Annotated in this window: 24 protein-coding genes; 13 read left to right on the top strand and 11 right to left on the bottom strand. The window is 58.7% G+C overall.

Going from position 1 to position 25,376, the window contains the following annotated elements:
* Positions 1-53: 53 nt before the first annotated feature.
* Together mutY and ACNSOI_RS16060 are read right to left on the bottom strand one after the other, a co-directional pair.
* A complete protein-coding gene (mutY, locus tag ACNSOI_RS16065; protein ID WP_420194529.1) occupies positions 54-1,118 on the bottom strand; it encodes an A/G-specific adenine glycosylase in 1,065 nt (354 codons plus the stop codon).
* Entirely contained in the window at positions 1,115-3,289 is a 2,175-nt protein-coding gene (locus ACNSOI_RS16060; RefSeq protein ID WP_420194528.1) for an AsmA family protein, read from the bottom strand. The genes mutY and ACNSOI_RS16060 overlap by 4 nt, the downstream gene beginning before the upstream one ends.
* A 193-nt stretch (positions 3,290-3,482) precedes the next feature.
* Between ACNSOI_RS16060 and ACNSOI_RS16055 the strand changes: the two genes are divergently transcribed.
* The 5 genes from ACNSOI_RS16055 (at position 3,483) to hisF (ending at position 7,007) form a co-directional block, all read left to right on the top strand.
* Positions 3,483-3,944, top strand: a complete 462-nt coding sequence (locus tag ACNSOI_RS16055; RefSeq protein ID WP_420194527.1) for an SRPBCC family protein — start codon at positions 3,483-3,485, stop codon at positions 3,942-3,944.
* A gap of 106 nt (positions 3,945-4,050) precedes the next feature.
* Positions 4,051-4,644 (top strand): imidazoleglycerol-phosphate dehydratase HisB, encoded by a 594-nt coding sequence (hisB, locus tag ACNSOI_RS16050; protein ID WP_420194526.1) that lies wholly within the window; start codon positions 4,051-4,053, stop codon positions 4,642-4,644.
* A 27-nt stretch (positions 4,645-4,671) separates the two neighbouring features.
* Positions 4,672-5,310, top strand: coding sequence for an imidazole glycerol phosphate synthase subunit HisH (hisH, locus tag ACNSOI_RS16045; RefSeq protein WP_420194525.1), 639 nt, complete (start codon positions 4,672-4,674; stop codon positions 5,308-5,310).
* Between the two features lie 176 nt (positions 5,311-5,486).
* The gene (hisA, locus tag ACNSOI_RS16040) at positions 5,487-6,224 is read left to right on the top strand and encodes a 1-(5-phosphoribosyl)-5-[(5-phosphoribosylamino)methylideneamino]imidazole-4-carboxamide isomerase (RefSeq protein ID WP_152439019.1); all 738 of its coding nucleotides are present in this window, start codon (positions 5,487-5,489) and stop codon (positions 6,222-6,224) included.
* A gap of 9 nt (positions 6,225-6,233) precedes the next feature.
* Positions 6,234-7,007: an imidazole glycerol phosphate synthase subunit HisF gene (gene hisF / locus ACNSOI_RS16035; protein WP_072676352.1), complete on the top strand. Its 774-nt coding sequence runs from the start codon at positions 6,234-6,236 to the stop codon at positions 7,005-7,007.
* Here the strand turns inward: hisF and ACNSOI_RS16030 are convergent.
* From ACNSOI_RS16030 to gpmI, 4 genes are all read right to left on the bottom strand, one after another.
* Positions 7,004-7,783 (bottom strand): divergent polysaccharide deacetylase family protein, encoded by a 780-nt coding sequence (locus tag ACNSOI_RS16030; protein ID WP_152439683.1) that lies wholly within the window; start codon positions 7,781-7,783, stop codon positions 7,004-7,006. The two genes, hisF and ACNSOI_RS16030, sit on opposite strands and share 4 nt — an antisense overlap.
* Positions 7,784-7,818: 35 nt before the next feature.
* A complete protein-coding gene (locus tag ACNSOI_RS16025) occupies positions 7,819-9,213 on the bottom strand; it encodes a S41 family peptidase (RefSeq protein WP_106694644.1) in 1,395 nt (464 codons plus the stop codon).
* Between the two features lie 87 nt (positions 9,214-9,300).
* The gene (locus tag ACNSOI_RS16020; protein WP_106695143.1) at positions 9,301-10,404 is read right to left on the bottom strand and encodes a murein hydrolase activator EnvC family protein; all 1,104 of its coding nucleotides are present in this window, start codon (positions 10,402-10,404) and stop codon (positions 9,301-9,303) included.
* 53 nt (positions 10,405-10,457) lie between these two features.
* A complete protein-coding gene (gpmI, locus tag ACNSOI_RS16015) occupies positions 10,458-12,005 on the bottom strand; it encodes a 2,3-bisphosphoglycerate-independent phosphoglycerate mutase (RefSeq protein ID WP_420195730.1) in 1,548 nt (515 codons plus the stop codon).
* A 217-nt stretch (positions 12,006-12,222) separates the two neighbouring features.
* Here gpmI and ACNSOI_RS16010 point away from each other — a divergent pair, with 217 nt between their 5' ends.
* From ACNSOI_RS16010 to ACNSOI_RS15975, 8 genes are all read left to right on the top strand, one after another.
* Positions 12,223-12,639 (top strand): rhodanese-like domain-containing protein, encoded by a 417-nt coding sequence (locus tag ACNSOI_RS16010; RefSeq protein WP_106694646.1) that lies wholly within the window; start codon positions 12,223-12,225, stop codon positions 12,637-12,639.
* 132 nt (positions 12,640-12,771) lie between these two features.
* The gene (secB, locus tag ACNSOI_RS16005) at positions 12,772-13,269 is read left to right on the top strand and encodes a protein-export chaperone SecB (RefSeq protein WP_058090491.1); all 498 of its coding nucleotides are present in this window, start codon (positions 12,772-12,774) and stop codon (positions 13,267-13,269) included.
* A 139-nt stretch (positions 13,270-13,408) separates the two neighbouring features.
* A complete protein-coding gene (locus ACNSOI_RS16000; protein ID WP_420194524.1) occupies positions 13,409-15,412 on the top strand; it encodes a TonB-dependent receptor plug domain-containing protein in 2,004 nt (667 codons plus the stop codon).
* Between the two features lie 37 nt (positions 15,413-15,449).
* Positions 15,450-16,574 (top strand): HmuY family protein, encoded by a 1,125-nt coding sequence (locus ACNSOI_RS15995; RefSeq protein ID WP_420194523.1) that lies wholly within the window; start codon positions 15,450-15,452, stop codon positions 16,572-16,574.
* A gap of 3 nt (positions 16,575-16,577) precedes the next feature.
* Positions 16,578-17,651, top strand: a complete 1,074-nt coding sequence (locus ACNSOI_RS15990) for a hemin-degrading factor (RefSeq protein ID WP_420194522.1) — start codon at positions 16,578-16,580, stop codon at positions 17,649-17,651.
* Entirely contained in the window at positions 17,648-18,502 is an 855-nt protein-coding gene (locus tag ACNSOI_RS15985) for a heme/hemin ABC transporter substrate-binding protein (protein ID WP_068351437.1), read from the top strand. Before ACNSOI_RS15990 ends, ACNSOI_RS15985 begins: the two co-directional genes overlap by 4 nt.
* Positions 18,492-19,529: a FecCD family ABC transporter permease gene (locus ACNSOI_RS15980; protein WP_138435454.1), complete on the top strand. Its 1,038-nt coding sequence runs from the start codon at positions 18,492-18,494 to the stop codon at positions 19,527-19,529. The genes ACNSOI_RS15985 and ACNSOI_RS15980 overlap by 11 nt, the downstream gene beginning before the upstream one ends.
* Positions 19,529-20,344, top strand: a complete 816-nt coding sequence (locus ACNSOI_RS15975) for a heme ABC transporter ATP-binding protein (protein ID WP_420194521.1) — start codon at positions 19,529-19,531, stop codon at positions 20,342-20,344. The genes ACNSOI_RS15980 and ACNSOI_RS15975 overlap by 1 nt, the downstream gene beginning before the upstream one ends.
* Here the strand turns inward: ACNSOI_RS15975 and trmL are convergent.
* The 5 genes from trmL to traF form a co-directional block, all read right to left on the bottom strand.
* The gene (gene trmL, locus ACNSOI_RS15970) at positions 20,302-20,766 is read right to left on the bottom strand and encodes a tRNA (uridine(34)/cytosine(34)/5-carboxymethylaminomethyluridine(34)-2'-O)-methyltransferase TrmL (RefSeq protein WP_061332976.1); all 465 of its coding nucleotides are present in this window, start codon (positions 20,764-20,766) and stop codon (positions 20,302-20,304) included. The two genes, ACNSOI_RS15975 and trmL, sit on opposite strands and share 43 nt — an antisense overlap.
* 5 nt (positions 20,767-20,771) lie before the next feature.
* Entirely contained in the window at positions 20,772-21,950 is a 1,179-nt protein-coding gene (locus ACNSOI_RS15965) for an acetyl-CoA C-acetyltransferase (RefSeq protein ID WP_420194520.1), read from the bottom strand.
* 139 nt (positions 21,951-22,089) lie between these two features.
* On the bottom strand, positions 22,090-22,830 hold the full coding sequence (locus tag ACNSOI_RS15960; RefSeq protein ID WP_106694653.1) for a pteridine reductase: 741 nt from the start codon (positions 22,828-22,830) through the stop codon (positions 22,090-22,092).
* Between the two features lie 15 nt (positions 22,831-22,845).
* On the bottom strand, positions 22,846-23,958 hold the full coding sequence (locus ACNSOI_RS15955; RefSeq protein WP_420194519.1) for a multifunctional CCA tRNA nucleotidyl transferase/2'3'-cyclic phosphodiesterase/2'nucleotidase/phosphatase: 1,113 nt from the start codon (positions 23,956-23,958) through the stop codon (positions 22,846-22,848).
* 162 nt (positions 23,959-24,120) lie between these two features.
* Positions 24,121-25,365 carry a conjugal transfer protein TraF gene (traF, locus tag ACNSOI_RS15950; protein ID WP_106694655.1) on the bottom strand — a complete coding sequence of 415 codons (1,245 nt, stop codon included), beginning with the start codon at positions 25,363-25,365 and terminating at the stop codon, positions 24,121-24,123.
* Between the last annotated feature and the right edge of the window lie 11 nt (positions 25,366-25,376).

Below are 25,376 nucleotides of genomic sequence, written 5' to 3'. Positions count from 1 at the left end.
GAATGATAACAGATCAGTTCCGGGTGTGACTTGAGCATCGGCAATTGCTGGGGTCAGAGCAGGGCGGCTTGCTCCGGTTCTGTCAGCAGGGTGCGAATAGGGGCAGGCAAGCCCAGAGACAATGCTTCATCACGATGCAGCCAGCGGTGCCTGTCGGAATCGGCGATGCCGGATACGTCTATGACTGGCAGTCGCGCGGGTTGGATGTGCAGGTGGTAATGGCTGAACGTATGCCGAAAGCCGCTGATCAGGTCCGGGTCCTGGCAGGTGATACCCAATTCTTTCTCACAGGCGTCCTGCAGCTCTTCTGAGCCGTAGGCCGGGTCCAGCTCCGGCAGGCTCCACAGACCGCCCCAGATGCCGCTGGGTGGCCGGCGCTCCAGCAGGATGCGGCCTTCGCCGTCTTCCAAAATCAGCATCCAGGTGGTTTTTTCCGGTTTGGCTTTTTTCGGCTTTGAGCCTGGGTAAAGTTTTACCTCATTGCGCGCCCTGGCTGCACAGCCATCACTGATCGGGCAGGAGTCGCAGGCGGGTTTGCTGCGGGTGCACACCATGGCGCCCAGGTCCATGATGGCCTGGGTGTAGTCTCTGGCCCGGTCATCGGGCGTATGTGTTTCGGCGTGTTCCCAGAGTGTGTTGAGCACCTGGGTTTGCCCGGGCCAGCCGGGTACAGCGTGATAGCGGGCGAGAACCCGTTTTACATTGCCATCCAGAATGGTGGCCCGTTTTCCGAAGGCCTGGGCAATGATGGCCGCAGCGGTTGAGCGGCCAATGCCGGTGAGGGATTCGAGTTGCTCCTGGTTGCAGGGGAACTCGCCCCCGAATTCCTCAACCACCTGTTTGGCGGCTTTGTGCAGGTTGCGGGCGCGGGCATAGTAGCCCAGGCCGGACCAGTGGCTGAGCACATCGTCCTCTGGCGCGGCGGCCAGGGCATGCACGTCCGGAAAGCTCGCCATGAAAGCTTCGAAGTAGGGGATGACAGTGGTGACCTGGGTCTGCTGAAGCATGATCTCAGAGACCCACACCCGGTAGGCGTTGCGGTTATGGTGCCACGGGAGGTTGTGCCTGCCGTGTTGGTCGTACCACGCCAGTAGCTGGTCGGCGAACCGGTCGCTCATCGGTTGAACAGCCCCCGAACGGCATCCCGCACACGCTCACCATCTTCGCCCAGGCGCTTGTCGATTTCCTCGCGAGCCTTCTCCTCGGCCCGCTGCTTGGCGCGATCGGTCTCTTCCCGAACCTTTGCTCGGGCCGCATTGGCGGCGATGTCTTTGAGGGTGTCACGGAAACGTGAACCGTCGAATGAGCACAGGCCTGCGGGGTTCTCAACGAAATTGCCGCGGCATTCAACCGGAATCACCACGTTCTGAACGTATTCGGTAACCCGGCAGGCATTGTCACGGTGAATCTCGCCGACAATTCTGAGTCCCAGTTCGTAATCCAGCTGGCTCTGCTCCATGTCTACCGTGCCATCGCCTTCCAGGTGCATACCGGCGAGTGCGGCAACCAGGTCGGTGTTGTTCAGGGTGTTGCCATCAATTTTCAGGGTGCCGCGCATATCGTTGAAGGGTGTGTGGGTGCCCCAGTCGGTGGTGCCCAGGGTTTCCTGGTTGGCCAGAGCAATGCCCTGGCAGGCCATGCGTGTCAGGTTCATGTTGCGCAGCATGCCCTCGGCCAGATTAAAGCTGATCTCGCCCTTGGCGTTGTTGCGCATGGTAGAGACGCGGTTGCCGTTGGTGTCGACAGCCACTTTCAGGTTGGCCGCGCCGGACAGCATGTCTACTTCGGCAAGGTCGGTAAGCAACGGCAAGGTTTTGACATTGGTCACATTAGAACGAACCCGCCATTTCGGATTGTCTGTGCGGGCATCGATGGTGACGTTGGCGCCGAAGCTGCCGTCATAGAGTTTGCCGCTGAACTCATCCACTTGCAGCAGGCCGTCTTTGGCGGTGGTGCTGGCCTTGATCTCGTTGATGGTCAGGTTGCTGATGATCAGCTCGCCCAGGCCAAAATCGATATCCAGCAGCAGGTCACGAAGGGTTTCCAGTGGCAGAAGGTCGCCTTCCGGGCCCGCTTCGGCGGTTTGCTGCGGTGCCGCTTCATCTTCATCGGTAGCTGGCGGGAGGTAGCGGTCGGCGTTGATCTTGTCGCCCTGCAGGTTGAAGGTCAGCCCGCCGTTGGTCAGGTTGTAGCTGCCGCCGCCGTTGAAGGTGGTGTCATCCAGGGTGATTTTCAGGTCGCTCAGGGCAACGGTGCCCGGCTGGCCGCCCAGGTTGGTGGTCAGTGCAATGGCTTTGAGCACATCCGGATCTTCGGTTTCTATTGCCGGCTGGCCCAGATTGCTCATGAGTTGCTTGAGCGAGAAGCTGGCAATGTCCAGGCGGCCATTCAGTGCTGGCTGATCGCCGAAACCCCTGATATTCAGGTTGGTGCTCAGCTTCAGGTTAGCCAGGCTGGCAGTGAAATCGTTCAGAGAGGCGGTTTCTTCCTCCAGGTTAGCCTGCAGAGAGCCGGCCACTTCCGCCTTCACGGATTTGCCGCCGAACGGTTCGCCGTTCATGTCAAAGACGGCTTTGAGGCCGGATACCGCAAATTCGTTCAGGGCCTGATTGGCATTCACACGGGCACTGATACTGCCATCAACGGCAAATTGCGGTTGGGCGGTTTCGACCTTGAAGCGAATATCGAGGGGGAATTCGGAGCCCAGGGTGATGTTGCTGGCGGAAACCGTGAAATCTTCCAGGGTCACAGACTGGCCGGTGCCCAGGTCGTTGTAGTGAATCCGGGCGTTGGTGATTTCGATGTTTTCAACGTTGAAGTCGAGCATCTCGCCGCCCGCGGCTTCCTCGGATGCTGTGTCTGGCTCCGCTGCCGCCGGTTCAGGCGCCTCGGCGGGTTCACCTTCGGGCATGATTCGCGTCCAGTTACCCTCGCCCTGTTCGTTCACCACCAGTCGCGCATCCAGGCCGTCCAGCAGGAAGGTATTCACCCGCGGCGCCATGGCAATCAGCGACCAGAAATCGATCTGGGCAACCAATCGCTCCAGCGCAACCAGCCGCTCGCCTTCCAGAGTGGCCTCGACATCGTTCAGCTCAAGGCCCAGAGGAATGAAAGACCAGCCAATGTCGCCTTCCAGAATTAGATCCAGGTTGGTGTGTTTCTCAACCGCAGCCTCAATCTGGGGCTTGTAATCATTCGGATTGATGACGGCAACGGCAATGGCAACAGCGGCGACCGCCAGCACAATCAGGGCGATCACGGCATAAAGCGCATAGCGAATAACTTTCATGGTACGAGTTCCTTGTCTTCCCGGCAGGGTGTGGTACCTGACTATTACGGATGAATAACCCAAAGGATAACGCAGGGTTAGTAAATTAACAGTGCAGGAATATGACAATGCGTTAGTCTTGGTTCAAAATACCCTCTTTTCCGAGGCCGGCGCGAACGCCCGGCAGATAAATAAGCACAAGAAGGAGTCGGCTGTGGCCATTACCGTATCGATTGAGCTGAACCGGGACCTGGAGATTCCGGCAGGCTATAACGAAGTATTCGATCTGTTGGCAGACGTCCCCAAATCTGCCAGCCACTTCCCGAAAGTAGATAAGCTGGTTGATCTCGGTGGTAACGCCTACCGCTGGGAAATGGAAAAAGTGGGTGTCGACAAGCATGCCATACAGTCTGTGTATGCCTGTACCTATCACGCAGACAAAGACAACGGCAAGATCACCTGGGAGCCGGTAAAAGGCGAAGGCAACGGCGTGGTCAGCGGTGCCTGGACACTCACTGCCAACGGCGACAACTCGACCAAAGTGCGCTTCCAGACCAGCGCCCAGCTGACGGTGCCCCTGCCCAGCCTGCTCAAACTGGCCATCAGCCCGGTCATCAAGCACGAGTTTAACAGCCTTGTAGACACCTATATGGCTAACCTGAAGAAGGCGTTCTGAGCTATCAGGACGATTGACGCGGTTGCGGGACTCCGGCTGTGTTAACGGGTATAATCTGCGGATTGAACTTTCACAGTAGCAAGCCTGTTTTCTAGACGGAGTCTCCATGGCCGAACGCAAGGCACGGGTAGAGCGCAATACCCTTGAAACCCAGATTACTGTCGAGATTAATCTCGACGGCACCGGCAAAGCCAACTTTGACACCGGTGTGCCTTTCCTTGAGCACATGATGGACCAGATTGCCCGCCACGGCCTGGTAGACCTGGACATCACCTGCAAGGGCGACCTGCACATCGACGACCACCACACCGTGGAAGACATTGGCATCACCCTTGGTCAGGCTTTCAAACAAGCTGTTGGCGACAAAAAAGGCATCCGTCGCTACGGCCATGCCTACGTGCCACTGGACGAAGCATTGTCCCGCGTGGTGATCGACCTGTCGGGCCGTCCCGGTTTACTTATGGATGTACCCTACACCCGCGCCAGCGTGGGTGGCTTTGACGTAGACCTGTTTGCAGAGTTCTTCCAGGGCTTCGTCAACCATTCCTTGGTGACCCTGCACATCGACAACCTGAAGGGCAAGAACACCCATCACCAGATCGAAACCGTGTTCAAAGCCTTCGGCCGCGCACTGCGCATGGCGATTGAAATGGACGAGCGCATGGCGGGCATCACCCCGTCTACCAAAGGCTCCCTGTAAACGGTCATCGTAAGGAACAGACACACCATGAAGACCGTCGCCATCATCGACTACGGCATGGGCAATCTGCACTCCGCGCGCAAAGCCGTTGAGCACGTGGCCCCGGACTGCACCGTACTGGTCACAGACGATGCCGCCAAAATCCGCGAAGCCGACCGGGTAATCCTGCCCGGCGTTGGCGCCATCCGTGACTGCATGGCCGAAATGCACCGTTTGGGCGTGGTTGAGCTTGTCAGAGAAGTCTCTCAGGACCGTCCGTTCCTCGGCATTTGCGTCGGCATGCAGGCCCTGATGGCCCGCAGCGAAGAAAATGGCGGCGTAGAAGGCATCGGCCTGTTCCCGTCCGAGGTCCGCTACTTCGGTGACAACCTCACCGAAAGCGGCGAACGCCTGAAAGTGCCCCACATGGGCTGGAACCAGGTGTACCACACCGTAGACCACCCGCTCTGGCACAACATCCCGGACGGCGACCGCTTCTACTTTGTACACAGCTACTACGCCGAAGCCGAAGGCAACGCCGACATGGCCGGCCGCACCCGTTACGGTGTCGACCTGGCGGCAGCGGTGGCGAGAGACAATATATTTGCAGTGCAGTTCCACCCGGAAAAAAGCGCCCGGGCGGGTCTGCAGTTGCTGGAAAACTTCACGAACTGGACTGGAAAGTAAGCAGGCAAGCACATAGTAGCGCTCTGGGGCAGGGAGGCCTTTCAGGGACTGTCTGCAGCAGGGATGCTGCAGTCAAGCGTACAGGGATGTATTCACAGCGTGTCCCTGAAAGGCCTTCCTGCTCCAGAGTGCGAGCGCCAAACTCCTTGTCCAGCTTTCTAATTAGGAAGAACAAAATGCTAATCATCCCCGCTATCGATCTAAAAGACGGCAAATGCGTAAGACTGCGCCAGGGCCGCATGGAAGACTCCACCGTATTCGGTGACGACCCCGTAGACATGGCCACCAAATGGGTCAACGCCGGCGCCCGCCGCCTGCACCTGGTCGACCTGAACGGCGCTTTCGCCGGCGAACCCGTCAACGGCGAAATTGTCAAAGCCATTGCCGTAAAATACCCGAACCTGCCCATCCAGATCGGCGGCGGTATCCGCTCCGCCGAAACCATCGAAGCCTACCTCAAGGCCGGCGTGCAGTGGGTCATCATCGGCACCAAGGCCGTTAAAGAGCCCGAATTCGTCACCGAAATGTGCAAAGAATTCCCGGGCCACATCATCGTCGGCCTGGACGCCAAAGACGGCCGCGTCGCCACCGACGGCTGGGCTGAAGTCTCCGAAGTCATGGCGGTAGACCTCGCCAAGCGCTTCGCCAACGACGGCGTATCCTCCATTGTTTATACCGACATCGCCCGCGACGGCATGATGCAGGGCGTGAATGTGGAAGCCACCGCCAAACTGGCGGAAGAGGGCGGCATCCCGGTGATCGCCTCCGGCGGCGTCACCAACATGGACGACCTCAAGCGCCTGGCCACCGTAGCGGACAAAGGCGTGATCGGCGCCATCACCGGCCGTGCCATCTACGAAGGCACCCTGGATGTGGCCGAAGCGCAAGCCTACTGCGACAGCCTGAAAAACTGAGGACAGATCATGGCACTGGCAAAACGCATCATTCCCTGCCTGGACGTCGACAAAGGCCGCGTGGTTAAAGGCGTCAACTTCGTGGATATCCGCGATGCCGGCGATCCTGTTGAAGTGGCCCGACGCTACAACGAACAGGGCGCGGACGAAATCACCTTCCTGGACATCACCGCCAGCAGTGAAAGCCGCGACACCACCTACGAAACCGTAGAGCGCATGGCCGCAGAAGTGTTTATCCCGCTGACCGTGGGCGGCGGCGTGCGCACCGTAGACGACATACGCAAGCTGCTGAATGCTGGTGCCGACAAGGTGTCCATCAACACGGCTGCGGTCTTCAATCCGGAATTCGTGAAAGAAGCTGCCGAGCGTTTTGGTCGCCAGTGCATCGTGGTCGCCATTGACGCCAAGCGCGTGAGTGCAGAAGGCGAAGAACCCCGCTGGGAAATCTTCACCCACGGTGGCCGCAAGCCCACCGGCCTGGATGCCGTTGAATGGGCCAAAAAGATGGTGGATCTGGGGGCGGGTGAACTGCTGCTGACCAGCATGGACCGCGACGGCACCAAGATCGGTTTTGATCTGGGGCTGACACGAGCCATCAGTGATGCCGTGGCGGTGCCGGTGATTGCCTCAGGTGGTGTGGGTGAGCTGCAGCATCTGGCGGATGGTGTTACTCAGGGTGGTGCCGATGCGGTACTGGCAGCCTCCATCTTCCACTTCGGTCAGCACACCATTCCCGAGGCCAAGGCCTTTATGAAGGCACAGGGTATCGAAGTTCGGGATTAATCCCCTTTAGCGTAGGCAGGCCGAATGGCCTGCTTCTCGCCTTCCGCAAACATCTCCCGGTTGCCATTACGCATGGCCCAGATGCCGCTCACGGTCGCGACGGCTATGCCCTGTTCATCCAGTTTCGGCAAGTGCTTCTCCAGATAATCCACAGTCACTTTGTGAGGGTGGCCGATGCCGATGGCCGTGCCTTTTTCTTTGGCGGTTTTGATCAGAAGCTGGAACTGCTGGTCCACAAACTCTTCGGTTTGTTCGTGGTCCAGGAATACGTCCCGGGTCAGGCTGGGAATCTGGTAGGCCTGTGCCACTTGCCCTGCGATTGAGTTGGCGATGGTACGGCTGTCAACAAAATACACCGGGTATCGGTAAAGCTCCTTCATCACCCAGTCCATAGGCTGCAATTGCTGGGTAAGCAGGCTGCCCATGTGGTTGTTCACCCCGCTGACATGGGGAATGGACTGCAGCGAGCGCCTCAGAGTTTTGGTCAGGGTCGCTTCGTCCATATCCGGTGTCAGCCCCCCGGGCCCCAGCCCAAAGTGCCGGGTATTGGCCATCGGCGCATGCAGCATGATTTCCTTGTTCTGCTGATAGGCGAGCTTGGCGAGAGAGGTAGTGTGTTTGCGGAAGGGCAGGAAGGCCAGTGTCAGCGGCTGTTCCATCTGCGCCAGCCGCTGCCCTTCGTACAGGTTATGGCCCATATCATCGATGATAATAGCAATCGTCGGGGGATACTGATCTCCCCCGGGGCTCGCGGCAAAGACTGCCGGCCCGACCATCAAGCCGGCCAGCAGAATAACGGTTTTCAATAGCCTCACTGATTTTTGCCCTGATCCCGCCGGTTGAGAATGTTCATGCCTTTCAGTAGGTTCAGCGCGGAACGCAGCTGGTAATCGCGCTCAGCTGCAGAAGCCGGAGTTTCGGCTTGCTGTTGCCGTTCCAGGCGTTCCTGTTCTTCATCCTGACCTTGCAGGTGGCCGCTCAGGTCTGCCTCGGTAAAGAAGGGACGTCCGTCAAGTTCGGTCAGCTCGGCGGGGCGAACTTCGATGTCTGGCTTGATGCCGGTGGCCTGGATCGAGCGGCCTTCCGGTGTGTAGTAGCGGGCGGTGGTCATCTTGATAGCGTGGGTTTCGTCCAGCGGGATAACGGTTTGCACGCTGCCCTTGCCGAACGACTTGGTGCCCATAATCACCGCACGGCCGTGGTCCTGCAGCGCACCGGCCAGGATCTCGGAGGCGGAGGCCGAGCCACCGTTGATCAGAACAACGATGGGGGTGCCTTCCATAATGTCGCCGGCTTTGGCGCTGAAGCGAAGCCGCGAGCTCTGGATGCGCCCCTCGGTGTAAACAATCAGCCCTTCATCCAGCAAGGCGTCTGCGGTTTCGACGGCTGCCTGCAATACGCCGCCGGGATTGTTGCGAACGTCGATAATCAGGCCATCCAGGTCGCCGCCATATTCTTCTTCCAGTTTGGTCAGGGCCTGGCGGAACTGCCGTCCTGTTTCGGCCTGGAACTGGGTAATCCGCACATAGCCGTAACCGTTTTCAATCATCCGGGATTTAACGCTGGTTACCTTGATGACATCGCGGGTAACGTCGATCTCGATCGGGGCGCTCTCGCCTTCCCGCATGATGGTCAGGGTCAGTACCGTGCCCGGTTTGCCGCGCATGAGTTTCACGGCTTCCTCAAGCGACATGCCTTTGACCGGCTTTTCGTCCAGTTTGATGATCAGGTCACCTGCCAGTACGCCGGCTTTGTGAGCGGGGGTGTCGTCAATGGGTGCAATGACTTTTACAAAGCCGTTTTCCATACCCACTTCAATGCCCAGACCGCCAAACTCACCGGAGGTGCTTTCTTCCAGTTCCTCGTAATCCTTGGGGGCAAGGTAGGTGGAGTGGGGGTCCAGGTCAGACAGCATGCCTTTGATGGCGCTTTCGAGGAGTTTGCGGTCTGACACTTCTTCCACGTAGGCGGCTTTAATGCGGCTGAAGACTTCGGTGAACTTCCTCAGGTCATCCAGGGGCAGTTGTTCTTCCGGGTCAGGGAGCTGAATCTGTACCCGCTCGCCGTTCTGGATGCCTTCCAGAATCTGCTGGGTCTGGGCTTCCTGGTCTTGTGCCAGGGCCAGTCCGGGGGCGGCCAGACAACAGGTCGCAAGTGCGATGGCGCGTAGTGGTGAGATCTGGAGAGTACTTCTAACCCGTTTCATTCACATATCCTGTTGTGTTTCCGCAAGTTGGACCAGCTAGGCTCCCGACAGTATGGCGCCCGGCGCGGTGTTTGTCAGCCCTTTGGTTCAGGGTTTGCCAAGCCAGCTGCGGGGGTTGACCGGTTTGCCGTTCTGGCGCACTTCAAAATACACCGCCGGATCTTCCGTGCCTCCGGTGCGCCCGGCCAGGGCAATGGTTTCGCCAGCACCTACCCAGTCCCCGGGGGCGGTGAACAGGCTGCTGCTATGACCATACAATGTCATATATCCGTCGCCGTGGTCGATGATGGTCATCAGACCAAAACCGCGAAGCCAGTTGGCGAAAACGACGCGGCCGTAGTGCACGGCTTTGACCTCGGCTTCTTCCGAGGTGTTCATGATGAGGCCATTACGGCGAAGCTTGCCATCGGCGTAGGTTGCACCGTAGTTACTCACAACCCGGCCCTGGACCGGCCATGGCAGGCGGTTACGCAGTGATTTGAAGGGGCGCGACTCGTTGGGGGCGGGAATGCTGGCAATGGCTTCCTGAACCTCTTCCAGCAGCCGCTCCAGACGTTTGCGGTCTGCCTCCAGATCATCCCGCTCGCCGCGGCGGGTGCGGATGTCGGCATTCAGGGCCGCCAGGGTTTGCTCGCGCTCCTTGCGGGTGTCCGCCAGTTGCTTCTGGCGCTGCTCAAGGTTGCTTTCGGTTTTCGCCAATTCCACCCGGCTGGCCTGGACAGCCGCGCGGGCGGCTTTGAGTTCCTGAAGACTGGCCAGGAAGGCTTCAAGCCGTTCAACGGTATCTTTGCTGAGATATTCGTAGTAGGTCAGGGTGCGGGCGATCATGCCCGGCTCGATTTCATTAAGAAGAACTTTCAGGGCTGGTGCATCGCCTTCCATCCAGGCGGCGCGTATTTGTTTCTTCAGGCTGTCCCGTTGTTTGTCGAGGGTCTCGGCCAGTTCGTTTTCCTGCGTCTGCAGTTCGCCAAGCCGTTGCTGCTGTTCATCCGCCCGGGCCCGAAGTTCGCGGCGCTCACGGGTCAGGTCGCTGATTCTGCGTTCGGTGGCAACCAGCTGCTTTTCAAGGTCGGACCGGTTCTTCTCGGCGCTGACCAGCCATTTGTCGATAGTGGCGATACGCTTTTTAAGCGCTTCGACCTGGGCCGGCGTGACCTCCTGCTGGGCGTGCAGTGGCGTGACCCCCAGCATGAGGGCCACTACCAGTATGGCGAGCCGCGTGAACACGTATTCCGGCAGCCGGATCAGCTGAAATCGACCAGGCTGTGCCCGGACATTTCCTTTGGCTTTTCGTCGCCCATCAGGGCGAGCAAGGTCGGTGCAATATCGCACAGGCTGCCGTCATCCTTGAGAGTGACCTTGCGGTGGCCGGTATAAACCAGCGGCACCGGGCCGATGGTGTGGGAGGTGTGCAGCTGGCCTGAGTTCGGGTCGGTCATCTGCTCACAGTTGCCGTGGTCGGCGGTAATCAGCGCTTCACCGCCCACCTCGTCCAAAGCTTCCACCACCCGCTGCACGCACTGGTCCAGGCACTCAGCGGCTTTGATGGCGGCGTCCAGTTTGCCGGTATGGCCAACCATGTCGCCGTTGGCGTAGTTGCATACGATCAGGTCGTACTTGCCGCTCTTGATGGCTTCGACCAGCTTGTCGGTGACTTCCGGTGCGCTCATTTCCGGCTGCAGGTCGTAGGTGGCGACTTTCGGGGACGGCACCAGAATGCGGTCTTCGCCTTCAAACGGGGTTTCCAGGCCGCCGTTGAAGAAGAAGGTGACGTGGGCGTACTTTTCGGTTTCAGCGATGCGCAACTGGGTCTTGCCAAGCGCGGCCATATATTCACCCAGGCCGTTGCTCAGCTGCTCCGGCGGGTAGGCGCAGGAGGTTTTGATGTCTGCCGCGTACTCGGTCAGCATGACAAAGTCGGCCAGTGCCGGGTGCTTTCGGCGGTCAAAGCCGTCGAAGTCCTGTTCCACGAAGGTGCGGGTCATTTCCCGTGCGCGGTCGGCCCGGAAGTTCATGAACAGTACCGAATCGCCGTCGTTGATGGTGCCTTCCGGCTGGCCTTCGGCGCGAATGTGAGTGGCTTTTACGAACTCGTCGTTTTCGCCCCGCTCATAGGCTTGATCCAGCGCGGTGAGCGGATCTTCAAACGTGAATTCCGCCTCGCCCAACGTCATGGCGTTGTAAGCGGCTTCCACCCGATCCCAGCGGTTGTCGCGGTCCATGGCAAAGTAGCGGCCCACGATAGTCGCCACCCGGCCAACGCCCAGGGCTTTCATTTTGGTTGCGGCTTTTTCCAGGGACGGGCGAGCACTGCGCGGGGGCATGTCGCGGCCGTCCAGGAACGCATGAATGTACACCTCTTTGGCACCACGGGCCGCGGCAACCTCTGCGGCAGCCAGCATATGGTCCTCGTGGCTGTGTACGCCGCCGGGGGACAACAGGCCCATGATGTGAACGGCCTTGCCATTGGCTACGGCTTTATCAATGGCGTTGCACAGGGCGTCGTTGCTCTGGAACTTGCCGTCTTCAAGGTCTTTGTCGATACGCGTCAGGCTTTGATAGACCACTCGGCCGGCACCCAGGTTCATGTGGCCTACTTCGGAGTTGCCCATCTGGCCCTGGGGCAGGCCCACAAACATCCCTGAGGTGTTGATCAGGGCCTTGGGCTGATTCTGCCAGAGCTTGTCCCAGAACGGAGTCTGGGCGTTGGAAATGGCATTGTCTTCAGCCGGGTCCCGGTGGCCCCAGCCGTCGAGAATAATCAGTGCAGTGGGCTTGCGCGTCTCGGTCATCATTTCGTCCGGTTGATTGCGAAAGTAACGGATTTGAAGTGGGTCAGATTGTAACCGTTTTCATTTGCGCAGGCCACGTAAGGGCGCACATCGGTATCATGCATTGGCACTATGGTTTGAGGCTCGGGGCTTGCAGCCTGCCGGCGAAGACGCTTGCCTTCTTTGAGTCGTTACGGGTGTGTATAATCCCGCCAAATCAAATTTTCAGGGTAGTTTCATGGACCGCTTGTTTGAATTCGTAGTCAATCATTACATTCTGGTATCACTGTTCGTGGCATTCCTGGTGGCCATTCTGGTGTTGGAATCCCGGCGGGGTGGCACCAAAATTTCGGCTCAGGGTGCCGTTACTTTGATCAACAAGGATGAGGCGGTAGTGGTGGATATCCGGGATCGCAAGGAATTTGGCGAAGGTCGCATTACCGGCTCCATCAATATCCCGTTGAACAGCCTCAAGAGCCGCGCCAATGAGTTAAGCAAGTTCAAAGACAAGCAGATTATTGTGGCGGACAAAATGGGCCAGCATTCGGCCATGGCGGTCAAGCAGCTGAATGCTGAGGGCTACGCCAATGTGGTGCGCCTGAATGGAGGTATCACCGATTGGAGAGCCAGCAATCTGCCGCTGGTGAAAAAGTAACAGGGCTTGATCTGATTGCCGATCTGTCGCACTGTTTCACATTACCTGCCGGGACCACGCAGTAGACTGTTTCGGCTCACGTGACCATAACAACGGGCTGTTGCCCTTTTTACCAGAACGAAAGGACTGATCATGGCTGAGAATCAGCAAGCCGCAGGCACCGAAAACCAGAACCAACCCCAGTTTGCCCTTCAGCGCATTTATGTGAAGGACCTGTCTTTTGAGTCCCCGAATGCTCCCCTGGTGTTTCAGGAGCAGTGGAAGCCGCAGGTGAACCTGGATCTGAATACCGCCCATAACAAGATCAGTGATAATCAGTATGAAGTTGTTCTGTCGCTGACCGTTACTGCCAAGGTGGGCGAGAAAGTTGCCTACATCGTTGAAATCCAGCAGGCCGGCGTATTCATGGTGTCTGGTATTGAAGGCCCGCAGCTGGGTCAGATGCTGGGCGCGTACTGCCCGACGATTCTGTTCCCCTACGCCCGCGAAGCCATCGACGGCATCGTCAACAAGGGCAGCTTCCCGGCCCTTATGCTGGCGCCGGTGAACTTTGACGCCATCTATGCCCAGGCGCTGAAGCGCAAGCAGGAAGAGGCGGCAGGCGAAGCCAAGGAAGAGCAGACTCACTAATCGTTTGGTTTTCTGAAGAGATTAAAAAAACCGGCTGAGGCCGGTTTTTTTGTGCGCGCTTGATATTCATCAATTGAAGGGTTGATCTTTTATGTAAACAAAATAATAATCGTTCGCATTACGATTATTGGTGAGTGATATGTTGAATTCGAAAGCTGATCTCCAGCGGTGGTCGCTGTTCCTTTTGCTTTTGGGAGGTTCCGGTAACACGGTTGCCGAGGCCTTTTACCTGGATGAGCTGGTTGTCACTGGAACAAGAACGGAGCGTCAGTTGCTGGACACTCCTGTGCGCACCGAGGTTGTCACCGCGAAGGAGCTTGAGAGAACTCACGCCCGGAGCATGAAAGAAGCGCTGGAGAACGTGCCCGGGGTTCAGCTGAGGGAGGTTCACGGGAAACCCGGGTATGAGGTTTGGTTGCAGGGAGTTGAGGCTGACCGGGTTCTGGTGCTGATCGATGGTATGCCGATGACGGCGACGACGGGTTCATCCGTTGATGTCAGTCAGTTGGCAGTCCTTGATATCGAGCGTGTCGAAGTAGTCAAGGGAGCTGTGTCTGCTCAATACGGCAGTGCCGGTATCGGTGGGGTGGTTAACATCATCACCCGTCCGCCGGTGTCCGGGTTCTCCGGTCATTTCACCGCCGACGCCGGTAGCTATGGCGATCAGAACCCTTCTGGGAGTGACGCCGACCCCGCGCGCTATTCGGCCCGAGCCTCGGTTCAGGGTGGCAATGAACAGCTGGCCCTTCGGTTATCCGCATCACACCAGCATTCCGATGGCATCGACCCGCAGCCAGAGACCTGGGCCCGACCGGGCGATGAATACGACCGAACCGATCTCAGCTTCCGCACCGACTGGTCTCCAAACAGCAACCACCGGCTGAGCGCTGCGGTCGCCCGATTCGAAGAGGAGTCCGGGTCACGGTTTACCGAACGCAACCCGCCTTTTGTTATCAATCAGGGTAAGGATGAAACGGTCACTCGCACCCGCTATACCCTGGCTGGCGACCATGGTCGCGATTCAGATCTGCGTGCCGGTTGGGCCGCTGTCCATGAGACCCTCAACGACGATACCTTGAAATACACGGCCAGCAGTGTCTTTGATGACCGTCGTGCCGAATCTACTCTGTCCCGTTTTTCGGCCCATTTGGGCAAGCCGGTGGGGCTCAGTCATCACTTGCAGGCTGGTGTCGATGTTAACCGCGAAACCCTCAAGCAGACCAAGGACGGCGCTTCCGAGCTGGGTGCTGAGCCTCGCCGACAGCGTGGGAGCCAGGAGGTCTGGGTTCAGGACACCTGGATGCCCACCGCGAATCTTGAGTTGGTGCCCGGCGTCCGTTTCCAGAATGACTCCGATTTCGGAACCCACACCGCCCCGAAGATCAATGCACGCTACGACCTGATCCGGACCGATTCCCTGACCGGCTTCCTCCGAGGTGGCGTTGGCGCCGGATATCGGGTGCCGAATCTCAAGGAGAGACACTTCACTTTTGACCACAGCCAGCTTGGCTACATCGTGCAGGGGACTCCTGATCTGGAGCCGGAGCAATCCGTCAGCTACCAGTTTGGAGGAGGCCTGTCCTGGAACAGGTCTGCATGGCTGGAAGCGAACGCCTTCTTTAATGATATCGAGCAACTGATCCAGACCTCGCCGGATGCCGAGGCTACCGAGGCGCGGAACGACGGAGTTCAGGTTTTCTCCTATGAAAACCTTGCCGAGGCAAGGACCTGGGGATTCGAGACCACGGCTGGCTGGGAACCCTCCGAGCACTGGCGACTCACCGCCGGCTATACACTGACCAGAACCGAAGACGTGGCAACAGGCGATGAGCTTAATCGCCACCCAAGGCATCAGGCGCGCCTCGGGCTGGATGGTCCGTTTCGGCTGCCCGGACTGTCCTGGAGTGCGAGGCTTCGGTACCAGAGTGAAGAGTTCGTGAATGCGGCCTCGGGAACCGAGTCCCCGGGGTATACAACGGCCGACCTGAAGCTGAACTACCGGTTCTCCGACCAGCTTCGATTGTTCGCCGGTGCCGAGAACATCACCGGCGAACAGCGTGATTTTTCCAATGCCAGTGAAGATTTCAGACCGGTTGCCGGGCGTTTCCTCTACGCCGGGCTGACGGTTTCCTTTGGCCAATGATGCCCGAACACCCGAAAAACATATGAAGGAGACATCCATGGAAATTTTCGATAACAGGCCTCTGGCCGTTGTGCTGGCCACCCTGGCTCTGACGGCCTGCGGTGGAGGTAGTGACAACTCCATCGCGGAGGACGATACAGATAATGTCAGCAATTTTTCCGAGCAGTTGCTGCCCGCGGCAACGGAGACCGTCTACCTCAATCTGGAAACCGGAGCGATGGTGGAAGACGGTGGCGACTGGCACATTGCCGCCAACCGCTTGAGCTTCAAGGTGAACAGCGGTGCTTCCGGAAGCGGAAGCGTTGTCGGCGCTCTGGCTATTGCCCAGGACGATTTTTACGATGGTAATGGCGACCCCATCGCGAATGTGTTCATCAACGCCACCGCCAACTCAGAGCAGGAGCACTTGCTGGGCATTCTTGAAGAGCCGGCTAGCTGGCAGGAGGATGCCTTTGCCAGTGCATTTGGGGCCTCAGATACCTGGTCTCAATATGATTTCGCCACGGGCGTGATCAGCGAGGCAGACGATGTTGGTTATCTGGTGCGTTCTGCCGAGGGAAATAGCTATGCCCGAATGCGGGTTGTCGACTTCAATTTCCCGACCCGCGAAGGACAAGGTATTGAAGATTTCACACTGGAGTTTGACGTGCAGGCCTCTGGCGCGTCGCAATTCAGTGCCACACCAGTCACTTTCACGCCCCCTGCAGGCTATGAAGGCGGCGACGTATGCTTCGATTTTGACTCAGACGCCGTTGTTGATTGTGATACCAGCGACAACTGGGATGTCCAGGTCGGCTTCTCTGGTCGGGACTGGTACCTGAAATCCAACAGCGGTGTGTCTGGCGCCGGGAAAGGCGGGGCCTCCGACCCGATGACCTGGAGCGAACTTGCCGCCAATGACAGCGATCCAGGTGTACCCCAGCTCTACAACACGGACTCAACCGGCGGGGTATTCACGGATAACACCTGGTACGCCTACAACCTGACCAACCAACACAAGATCTGGCCCAACTTCCGAACCTTCCTGATCAAGGCTGAGGCTGATGATCCTGAGTCCACGGTCTGGGCGTTGCAGATCGTCGGATACTACGACCAGAACGGAACCAGCGGACAGCCTACGGTGCGTTGGTTGCCGGTGGAACTTCAGCAAGCCGAGGAGTAAGTCATGCAACAGGCAATAACCGATTCAGTAGGTGTGCCGGACAACCTGCCGGCACGATGGGAAGCCATAAGACAACAGGAGCCAAATCTCAGGATCCGCCAGGTCGCAGACCGGCTTGGGGTCAGCGAAATGGAGCTTGTACGGCTCCGGGAGCGTGATGCCGTCGTTCCACTCATAAATGAGTTTAGTCAGATCCTTGGGGCCCTGGAGCAGGTCGGACCGGTGATGATTCTTGCCCGCAACAACGAGGTAGTTCATGAAGTTACCGGTTGCTTCAGAGACTTCACGGTCGGCGGCTCTGGAGCTATGGGGCTGGCGGTTGGAGAGATTGACATACGGGTGTTTTTCAAACACTGGGCCTGGGGCTACCGGGTACTGGAGCAGGTGCGGTCTGGGCTACGGGAGAGCCTTCAGTTTTTCGACCAGTACGGCACGGCCATTCACAAGATTTATCGAGTGGACACGACCGATGCTGATGCCTGGGAAAACATGGTCGAACGCTTTACAGCAGCCCGCCAGGAAGCCTTTAAACCGGTAGGCCGGCGAGAGACATTGAAGCGTTCGTCCCCGGAAACCGTGGATGTTGATGCGCTGCGCACCGGCTGGGAGAAACTCAAGGATGTCCATCATTTTGGAGCCCTGTTAAAGCGTGCCGGTGCTGACCGCCTGACAGCGCTCGAGCTGGTGCGTGGTGAGTGGGCCACGGAGCTCCAGTCAGGGGATCAGAATGTGCTGGATCGGTTGCTGGGATTGCTGAGAGACAACCAATGCCCGGCGATGTTCTTTGTCGGCAATCCCGGGATTGTCCAGATCTTTACCGGGGGTGTCACAAATGTTCGCCGCACTGGCCCCTGGATGAACGTACTGGATCCGGGCTTCAATCTGCACGCTAACACCGACGGTATCAAACGCTGGTGGTTGGTACGACGTCCGTCCACCGATGGCCTGATCACCTCTGTGGAAGCTTTCAATGGAGACGGAGAACTGGTTCTGACGGTTTTTGGTGAACGTAAACCCGGCATTCCGGAATCCGAACTCTGGCGTGAACAGGTCGCAACGCTTGAGGCTTTGTCATGAGGCTGCGGTGGCTCCTGTTCATTCTGATTGGATTGTCGCTGGCATCGGGCTCGGTGTTTGCCGAACCGAGCCGTCTGGTGACTGCAGACGGAGCCATCACCGAAATCGTCTATCGCCTTGGGCAGGAGTCGCGCCTGGTTGGAGTGGATACCACCAGCGGTTATCCGGAGCAAACGGCTGAGTTGCCCAAAGTTGGTTATCTGCGCGCTTTGCCTTTCGAGGGCGTTCTGGCACTGAAGCCGGATATGCTGATTACCTCAGAGCAGGCTGCGCCCGCCAGGAATCTTGAGCGCCTCGCGCGCGCCGGGGTTCGGGTTGCGCAACTGCCGTCGCGGTGGACCGCGGAGGCAGCGCTGGAGCGCATATTGTCTGTTGGCGAGCTGCTCGGGGCAACCGAGGAAGCGCGGGCTCTGGTGGCTGGCGTAGAGGCGGATATCCGCCGGATTCAACAGAACACCGGAAACCGTGATTACCAGCCCAGAATTCTGTTCATCCTCGCTGCGGGCAACCACTCGGTCATGTTGGCCGGGTCGGATACTGCAGCGAATGCGCTGGTTGAACTGATCGGGGCCGAAAATGCTGCCCAGGGTATTAAAGGGTACAAACCGGCCAACCGGGAGGCGATTCTTGCTTCCCGCCCCGATGCGGTGGTGATTGCGGAATCCACTCCGGGCCAGTTCGACATTGCGGGGTGGCCAGAGGTTGAGCGCCTTGAAGCATGGCAGTCCGGGCATCGGCTGGTGGCCGACAGTATGTTCCTGCTCGGCTTCGGCCCTCGCTTGCCGGAAGCTATGGCGGCGCTTAACGATGCCTTGCCCGGCCAAAGGGAAATAGCCGCCAATGATCCGTGACCATTCCGGTCGTTTGCCGTTGGCGCCGGCGCTCTTGTTGCTGGGAGCTCTCCTGGCGGTTGCGGCCCTGGCATCGATAGGTAGTGGTGCCTACGACCTTGCACTGATGGATATTCTCAAGGTGGTTGCTGGCCGGGAAGCTTCGGATCCGGTAGCGGCTATGGTTGTGTTGGAAGTCCGGTTACCCCGGTTTCTGCTCGGCTTTCTGGTTGGAGCTGTATTGGGGGTTTCCGGCGCGATCCTACAGGGGCTTTTCCGAAACCCCCTGGCAGATCCTGGCCTGATTGGTGTCTCTGCTGGTGCGTCACTGGCAGCCATTGCCGTTATCGTTCTTGGCGGGACGGCCCTTGGTGGTTGGGTGACCCTGGCGGGACAGTGGGCGTTACCTCTGGCTGCATTTGCCGGCGGCAGTGGCACCGTCATTCTGGCCTGGCGGATTGCCAGTCGTGCTGGCCAGACCGCTGTGGCAACGCTTCTATTGGCGGGTATTGCCATCAACGCAGTGGCGGGCGCAGCAACCGGTTTGCTGACGTTCTACGCAAGCGATGAGGAGTTACGATCCCTGACGTTCTGGACAATGGGGAGCCTTGGCCACGCTGCCTGGGACGATCTTGTTTTGGGCGCACCTTTCATGATCCTGGCTTTACTGGCAGCACCCTGGCTGGCCAGACCGCTGGACGCGTTTTTGTTGGGCGAATCGGTAGTGGGCCACTTGGGGTATCGAACAGCCACCGTTAAGAAGGTTGCGATACTGGTTGTCGGGCTAGGTGTTGGCGCAGCCGTGGCCGTAAGCGGACTGATCGGCTTTGTCGGATTGGTTGTGCCGCACCTGGTAAGGCAGCTGCTGGGAGCGAGTCATCGAGTGGTGTTGCCAGTCAGTGCGCTGATGGGGGGAACCCTGTTGGTTGCGGCTGATGCCATCGCGCGAGTTGTTGTTGCACCCGCCGAGTTGCCCATCGGGCTGATGATGTCTCTGATCGGAGGTCCGTTTTTTCTGGGTTTGCTCATGCGGAGAAAGGTGATGTGATGGTCCTGGAAATTCAGAACTTGAGTGTATCTCTAGCGGGAACGGAGATTGTCAGCGATATCAATCTGACGGTGTCTGCTGGTGAAGTATTGATGCTGCTGGGGCCGAATGGTGCGGGTAAGTCAACGCTTATGAAAGCACTGGCTGGAGAATTGCCGTACCGGGGCCGGATCCGACTTGCCGGCCGCGAACTTGGTGGCTGGTGCCCGGGTGAGCTGGCACGCCATCGGGCGATTATGCCTCAGAGTGTTGAGGTTAACTTCCCACTAACGGTGGAGGAAGTGGTGGCCCTTGGTCGTCCGGCCGCAACCCGCCGATGCGCGGATTCCGGGGCAGAAATCCTGATGGAAGCCCTGGAGATCAAGCATTTGCGGCATCGACTGGTGCCGGGATTGTCCGGCGGGGAACAGCAGAGGTTGCAGCTGGCAAGAGTGCTGGGGCAGATATGGGATACCCGACAGGATCGACTGTTATTGCTGGACGAGTGTACGTCGGCGCTGGACCCCGCGCACCAACAGATGGTGTTGGAGCTGGTAGGCGCAATGGCCAGGGAGCACGGGGTGGCCGTGCTGGCCATCGTCCACGACCTCAATCTTGCGGCTCAGTTTGCAGACCGAATGGTGGTCATGAAGTCTGGCCGCTGCTTTCATGAAGGGGGCTCCAGTGAGGTCCTGACGCCGTCACTATTGAAAGCGGTTTACGGCTATCGGACTCGGGTTATTCAACTCCCTGAGGGCTATCCGCTGGTCATTCCCCTTGCCAGCGGGAGTGCTCAGACTGCGCCGTTGAATCCGGTCTGCCGCCAGGCCTCGTAAACCACCAGGGCGGCGGTATTGGACAGGTTCAGGCTTCGGCTCTCCGGGCGCATGGGTACCCGCAGCCGATTCTGTTCTGGCAAGGCTTCCCGAACGTCTGCCGGCAGCCCTCGGGTTTCTGGCCCGAACATCAGGTAGTCGCCATCCTGGAAAGCGGCCTCGTGATAATGACGGCTGCCTTTCGTGGTGAGCCCGAACAGTCGCGCAGGCTGCTCGGTTTCCAGAAAGCTGGCGTAATCCGGGTGGATCTTCACGGTGGCGTACTCGCTGTAATCCAACCCGGCCCTGCGCATCTGTTTGTCCTCCAGGGAAAACCCCAGCGGTTCAATCAGGTGTAGCTGACAGCCGGTGTTGGCGCAGAGCCGGATGATATTGCCGGTATTGGGCGGTATCTCCGGCTCATAGAGTACAACGTGCAGCACCGGGCTTAGCGTTCCACTGCCAGGGCAACGCCCATGCCGCCACCGATGCACAAAGTCGCCAGGCCTTTCTTGGCGTCGCGGCGTGACATTTCGTGCAGCAGGGTAACCAGAATACGGCAGCCGGAAGCGCCGATCGGGTGGCCAATGGCAATGGCGCCGCCATTAACGTTGACCTTGCTGGTATCCCAGCCCATGTCCCGGTTGACCGAGATGGCCTGGGCCGCGAAGGCTTCGTTGGCTTCGATCAGGTCCAGCTCTGCGGCCGTCCAGCCGGCCCGCTCAAGGCAGCGCTGGCTGGCGGGAATCGGGCCGGTACCCATGATGGTGGGGTCAACACCAGCATTGGCGTGGGCCTTGATGGTGGCCAGCGGGGTCAGCCCCAGTTCTTTGGCCTTTTCGGCACTGCACACCATCACGGCGGCGGCACCGTCGTTCAGGGATGAAGCGTTGCCCGCGGTCACGGAACCGTCTTTCTTGAACGCCGGGCGCAGTTTGCCAAGGCTGTCTCCGGTCACGCCGTCGCGGGGGCATTCGTCTTTGCTGATCACCAGCGGGTCGCCTTTGCGCTGGGGAATGGTGATCGGAACAATCTGGCCGTCAAAATAGCCGGCGTTCTGGGCCGCTACGGCTTTTTGCTGGGAGGCAGCGGCGAATTCGTCCTGCTCGTCCCGGCTGATACCGTACTTCTCCACGATGTTTTCGGCGGTGATGCCCATGTGATAATCGTTGAAGGCATCCCACAGGCCATCGTTCACCATGGTGTCGACCATGCTCCAGTTGCCCATGCGCTGGCCATTACGGCTGTTGGGCAGAACGTGTGGCGCCTGGCTCATGCTTTCCTGGCCACCAGCGACAATCATCTCGGCATCACCGCACTGAATGGCTTGCACCGCCATATGAACCGCTTTCAGGCCGGAACCACATACCTTGTTGATGGTGATCGCTGGTGTGGAGCTTGGCAGGCCGGCATTGATGGCTGCCTGGCGGGCAGGGTTCTGACCGCAACCGGCAGTCAGTACCTGGCCCAGGATGACTTCATTGATCTGCTCGCCGGCCACGCCGGTTTCTTCCATCAGCGCCTTGATCACGGCGGAACCGAGTTGGTCGGCCCGCAGGGTGGACAAACCGCCACCGAAGCTGCCAACAGCAGTACGTTTTGCGGCAACAATCACGACATCACGCATGGGAATTCTCCGTTGCAAAGGGCAGGATCAGGACGATGCCTGCCGGCGTGTGAATACAAGATGGCAAGCATTGTAGCGGGAAAGCCTGGCTCGGCCAAAACAACCAAGGTATGGGTTGATTCAGCCTGCCGGGAGTGATTTACATATTCAGACTGCGACCGCCGTCGACGGAGAGAATCTGACCGGTCACAAAGGGCGCATCACACAGCAGGTAGGCGATGGCACCGGCAATGTCGTCGGGGTTGCCGGTACGGGCCAGGGGTGTTTTGTCCAGAATGGCCTGCTGATAAGTTGGATCAATCGCGGCATCGCCCTCTGGCCAGAGGATAGCGCCAGGCGATACACCGTTTACCTTGATCTCTGGGGCATGATCTTTGGCCCAGGATCGGGTGAGGGCGGCCAAGCCCGCTTTGCTGGCGCAGTACAGGGGGTGATCGTTCAGCGGTTTCTCACTGTAGATGTCGATCAGATTTATCACGGCCCCATTGTTCTTCTTCAACTCAGGCAGGCAGTGTTTGAGCAAAAAGAATGGCGCTTTCAGGTTGGCGCCCATGATGGCGTTCCAGTCGTCTTCACCGGAGTCTTCGGTGGTTCTGGGATAGAAGACTGAGGCGTTGTTGACCAGGCCATCCAGCCGCTCCCAATGTTGGCAGGCGGTTTTGGCCAGCCTGGCAACCTGTTCCATGTCTGTCAGGTCTGCCTGTATCGAGGTGGCTGAGTCAGACCGTTCCCGGTTCAGTTTTTCCATCAGTTCGGCCGCTTGGTCCGCCCTCGAACGATAGTGGATGACCACATTCCAGCCCCGGGCGTGCAGGACCTCCGCGGTACGGGCGCCGAGACGGTGGGCGGCGCCGGTGATCAGAACAACAGGAGCTGCCATAAAGAATTCCTCTGGTCAGTTGGTCAATGCCTGTTTGATACGTGCCAGCCGCTCGTTGCGGATTGCATCGCCCAGGGCTTTTCCTTTGTGGCCCTGTTTGATCAGGTCTTGCGGGTTGACCGCTGAGGCGTGTCGTGCGGCCAGGTTGAGCCGGTCAAGTCTGTCTGACTGGCCGGGTTTGACGGCGCAGGCAAGGGTTTCCTGCAAGTGGAGAAAACGCTCCGGGCGGCGCGAGAGGTCGGCTTTCTCCAGCAGCTCCAACGCTTGCTCCGGCGCAAGGGCCTTCGGGCCCTGATCGCCCAGGTGCTCCATATAAAGGCAGACCAGGTGGACCATGTCTTTGCAGTCATTCGGGCTTTTCATGGCTTTTGCGCGAGCGACAGCGGCGGGTTCCGGCACGGCGCACAGCAATGCGGCGAAGCGCTGGGCCGTGTTGCCGTTTTTCCGGTGCACGCAATGCAGTGCCTGAAGCCCGTGCTGGAGAATGCCCGGGCTGGCGAGCTCTGGAATTAGAACCTCAAGGGCGCCAATGTCTTTGAGCACATCGAAAAAGACACCGGGCGCTTTCTCATGCAGTGCTCGCTGAACCTCCTGCCATACGCGCTCCGGGACAAGATCCTCCAGTTCGCCCTCACGGACCATCTGTTGCATCAGGGCCCTGGTTTCGTGGCATACGGTAAAACCCATGGGTTGCAGGCGTGCGGCAAACCGTGCGGTTCTCAGGATGCGCAGGGGGTCTTCCGCAAAGGCTTCGGACACATGACGAAGCTTTTTCTGCTCGAGGTCGCCGTGACCGTGGAAAGGATCGACCAACTCGCCATCTTCGGTTTCTGCCATGGCGTTGATGGTCAGGTCCCGGCGCTTCAGATCCTGCTCCAGGGTGACATCCGGGGCGCTGTATACGGTAAACCCATGGTAGCCCCGGCCCTGCTTGCGTTCGGTGCGGGCCAGGGCGTATTCCTCGCCGGTTTTCGGGTGCAGGAAAACCGGGAAATCGGCCCCTACCTGTTTGAAACCCTTCGCTCGCATTTCATCTGGTGTGCTGCCGACCACCACCCAGTCACGGTCTTTTACCTCAAGGCCGAGCAGTTTGTCCCGAACGGCGCCGCCTACCAGATAGGTTTGCATGGAGCTGGGGTTTCCTTTGGTGTGTGGGTGCAGATCGGTAGATTATCCGGCCACAGTCTGCCGTAGGCAAACCCCAACCGTGACTTTGAGCGGCAAGGACGCGGTGAGGCAGAAAAAAAGCCCGGCTTGCGGGGCAGGCCGGGCTCTGGAACTACGGCGATATCAGAAGGAGGTGCCAAGCTCGATCGCGGCACCCACATCAGCGCTGCTGTACAGGGCGCCAATATCCAGACGCGCGCCGAGAACGTTCAGTCCCAGACCAGCGGTGAATTGGGTATCTTCTTCAATACCGTCGTTGTCGCTGTTGCTGGCCAGGTTGTGGCGGATACCGGCGCGCAGCTGGGCGTAGCGCCAGGCGTCGAATTCGGCACCGACCGCCAGCCATTGGGTATCGTCTTCAAAGCCGAAGGCCTTTTTCTTGGTCAGGTCCAGTTCGGCGGTGACTACGTGGTAGTCGCTCTTGTGGGCGATGGCGGCGGTAACCATGGGGTTGAGTTCGAGGGTGCGTTTCTCTTCACCTCGAGCTTGGGCAGAGTCCAGCTCCATGGGTATCAGGTTTCTGGCAACAATGCCCGCATTCCACTCGCGGTTTTCGCCGAAGGCATAGGCGGCACCAATGTCCAGATTGAAGCCGCTTTTGTCGGTTTCGAACTCGTCACCGTCGAAATCATCGTCGTCAAATCTTGAGACTCGTTCGGTGTATTGGAAGGTTCGGAGTTCGATGTATTTGGGGGTTATGCCTAGCTGAAGCTGCTCGCCGTTATTGAGCTCGAAGGATCTGGCGAAACTCAAACCAACCTCTGCAACTGCAGAGGCAAGGATGCTGCCTCTGGACTCCAGTTCGTCGGTAATGCCAGGTGTCAGGATTCCGGCTTCGACAGCTGCCAATCGGGCGTCATCGTTTTCGCTGTACTCGCCTCGAACTGTTGCGGTTAGGTTGCCGTTCGCCATCACTCCAACCGACAGGCTAGGCCCGGGAAGAGCAACGGCCAACCCGAGACCGGCATTCACTCGGACAGTATCACGGTCGAAATTCTGAAGCTGCTCACGCAGCTTTCCGGCATTATCCTGGGCAGATCCCTGATTCAGGCTGTTGATGGATTGCTCGAGTTCGTCAATTGTGTCCTGAATATCATCAATCTGATCAACAACTTCTTCTTCATCCGCAAATCGTGCATTGACCGAAGGCAGCATCAGGCCGAAATCATCCGCCCAGTCGTGCTGGGGTGCCGCCATCATGGCCGGGTTGGCCAAGGGGGCAGCAGAGGGATGTGCTACGGCGACGCCAGTCCCGCCCATGGCGAAGGAGCGCGCAGACATGGGTGCCTGCGGGCTCGCAAGGGCAGAGGTGGTGGCAATGGAAAGGCTGATGGCCAGGGACAATTTGCAAAGGCGGTTTGTTTTCATGAACAGTCCTG

This window comes from Marinobacter sp. GH_1, assembly GCF_048595985.1.
Classification (GTDB): Bacteria; Pseudomonadota; Gammaproteobacteria; order Pseudomonadales; family Oleiphilaceae; genus Marinobacter; species Marinobacter shengliensis.
Note: the sequence above shows the minus strand (reverse complement) of the source record. Positions and strands in the feature narration are given on the sequence as shown.

Coding starts and splice junctions, on each gene's coding strand:
- ACNSOI_RS15980 (WP_138435454.1), top strand. CDS start 18,492: ATGATCCGTGACCATTCCGGTCGTTTGCCGTTGGCGCCGGCGCTCTTG.
- mutY (WP_420194529.1), bottom strand. CDS start 1,118: ATGAGCGACCGGTTCGCCGACCAGCTACTGGCGTGGTACGACCAACAC.
- ACNSOI_RS15960 (WP_106694653.1), bottom strand. CDS start 22,830: ATGGCAGCTCCTGTTGTTCTGATCACCGGCGCCGCCCACCGTCTCGGC.
- traF (WP_106694655.1), bottom strand. CDS start 25,365: ATGAAAACAAACCGCCTTTGCAAATTGTCCCTGGCCATCAGCCTTTCC.
- hisH (WP_420194525.1), top strand. CDS start 4,672: ATGAAGACCGTCGCCATCATCGACTACGGCATGGGCAATCTGCACTCC.
- ACNSOI_RS15965 (WP_420194520.1), bottom strand. CDS start 21,950: ATGCGTGATGTCGTGATTGTTGCCGCAAAACGTACTGCTGTTGGCAGC.
- ACNSOI_RS16010 (WP_106694646.1), top strand. CDS start 12,223: ATGGACCGCTTGTTTGAATTCGTAGTCAATCATTACATTCTGGTATCA.
- ACNSOI_RS15975 (WP_420194521.1), top strand. CDS start 19,529: ATGGTCCTGGAAATTCAGAACTTGAGTGTATCTCTAGCGGGAACGGAG.
- secB (WP_058090491.1), top strand. CDS start 12,772: ATGGCTGAGAATCAGCAAGCCGCAGGCACCGAAAACCAGAACCAACCC.
- ACNSOI_RS15990 (WP_420194522.1), top strand. CDS start 16,578: ATGCAACAGGCAATAACCGATTCAGTAGGTGTGCCGGACAACCTGCCG.
- ACNSOI_RS15995 (WP_420194523.1), top strand. CDS start 15,450: ATGGAAATTTTCGATAACAGGCCTCTGGCCGTTGTGCTGGCCACCCTG.
- hisF (WP_072676352.1), top strand. CDS start 6,234: ATGGCACTGGCAAAACGCATCATTCCCTGCCTGGACGTCGACAAAGGC.
- gpmI (WP_420195730.1), bottom strand. CDS start 12,005: ATGACCGAGACGCGCAAGCCCACTGCACTGATTATTCTCGACGGCTGG.
- ACNSOI_RS16060 (WP_420194528.1), bottom strand. CDS start 3,289: ATGAAAGTTATTCGCTATGCGCTTTATGCCGTGATCGCCCTGATTGTG.
- hisA (WP_152439019.1), top strand. CDS start 5,487: ATGCTAATCATCCCCGCTATCGATCTAAAAGACGGCAAATGCGTAAGA.
- hisB (WP_420194526.1), top strand. CDS start 4,051: ATGGCCGAACGCAAGGCACGGGTAGAGCGCAATACCCTTGAAACCCAG.
- ACNSOI_RS15985 (WP_068351437.1), top strand. CDS start 17,648: ATGAGGCTGCGGTGGCTCCTGTTCATTCTGATTGGATTGTCGCTGGCA.
- ACNSOI_RS16000 (WP_420194524.1), top strand. CDS start 13,409: ATGTTGAATTCGAAAGCTGATCTCCAGCGGTGGTCGCTGTTCCTTTTG.
- ACNSOI_RS16030 (WP_152439683.1), bottom strand. CDS start 7,783: ATGGTCGGGCCGGCAGTCTTTGCCGCGAGCCCCGGGGGAGATCAGTAT.
- ACNSOI_RS16025 (WP_106694644.1), bottom strand. CDS start 9,213: ATGAAACGGGTTAGAAGTACTCTCCAGATCTCACCACTACGCGCCATC.
- ACNSOI_RS16020 (WP_106695143.1), bottom strand. CDS start 10,404: ATGCTGGGGGTCACGCCACTGCACGCCCAGCAGGAGGTCACGCCGGCC.
- ACNSOI_RS15955 (WP_420194519.1), bottom strand. CDS start 23,958: ATGCAAACCTATCTGGTAGGCGGCGCCGTTCGGGACAAACTGCTCGGC.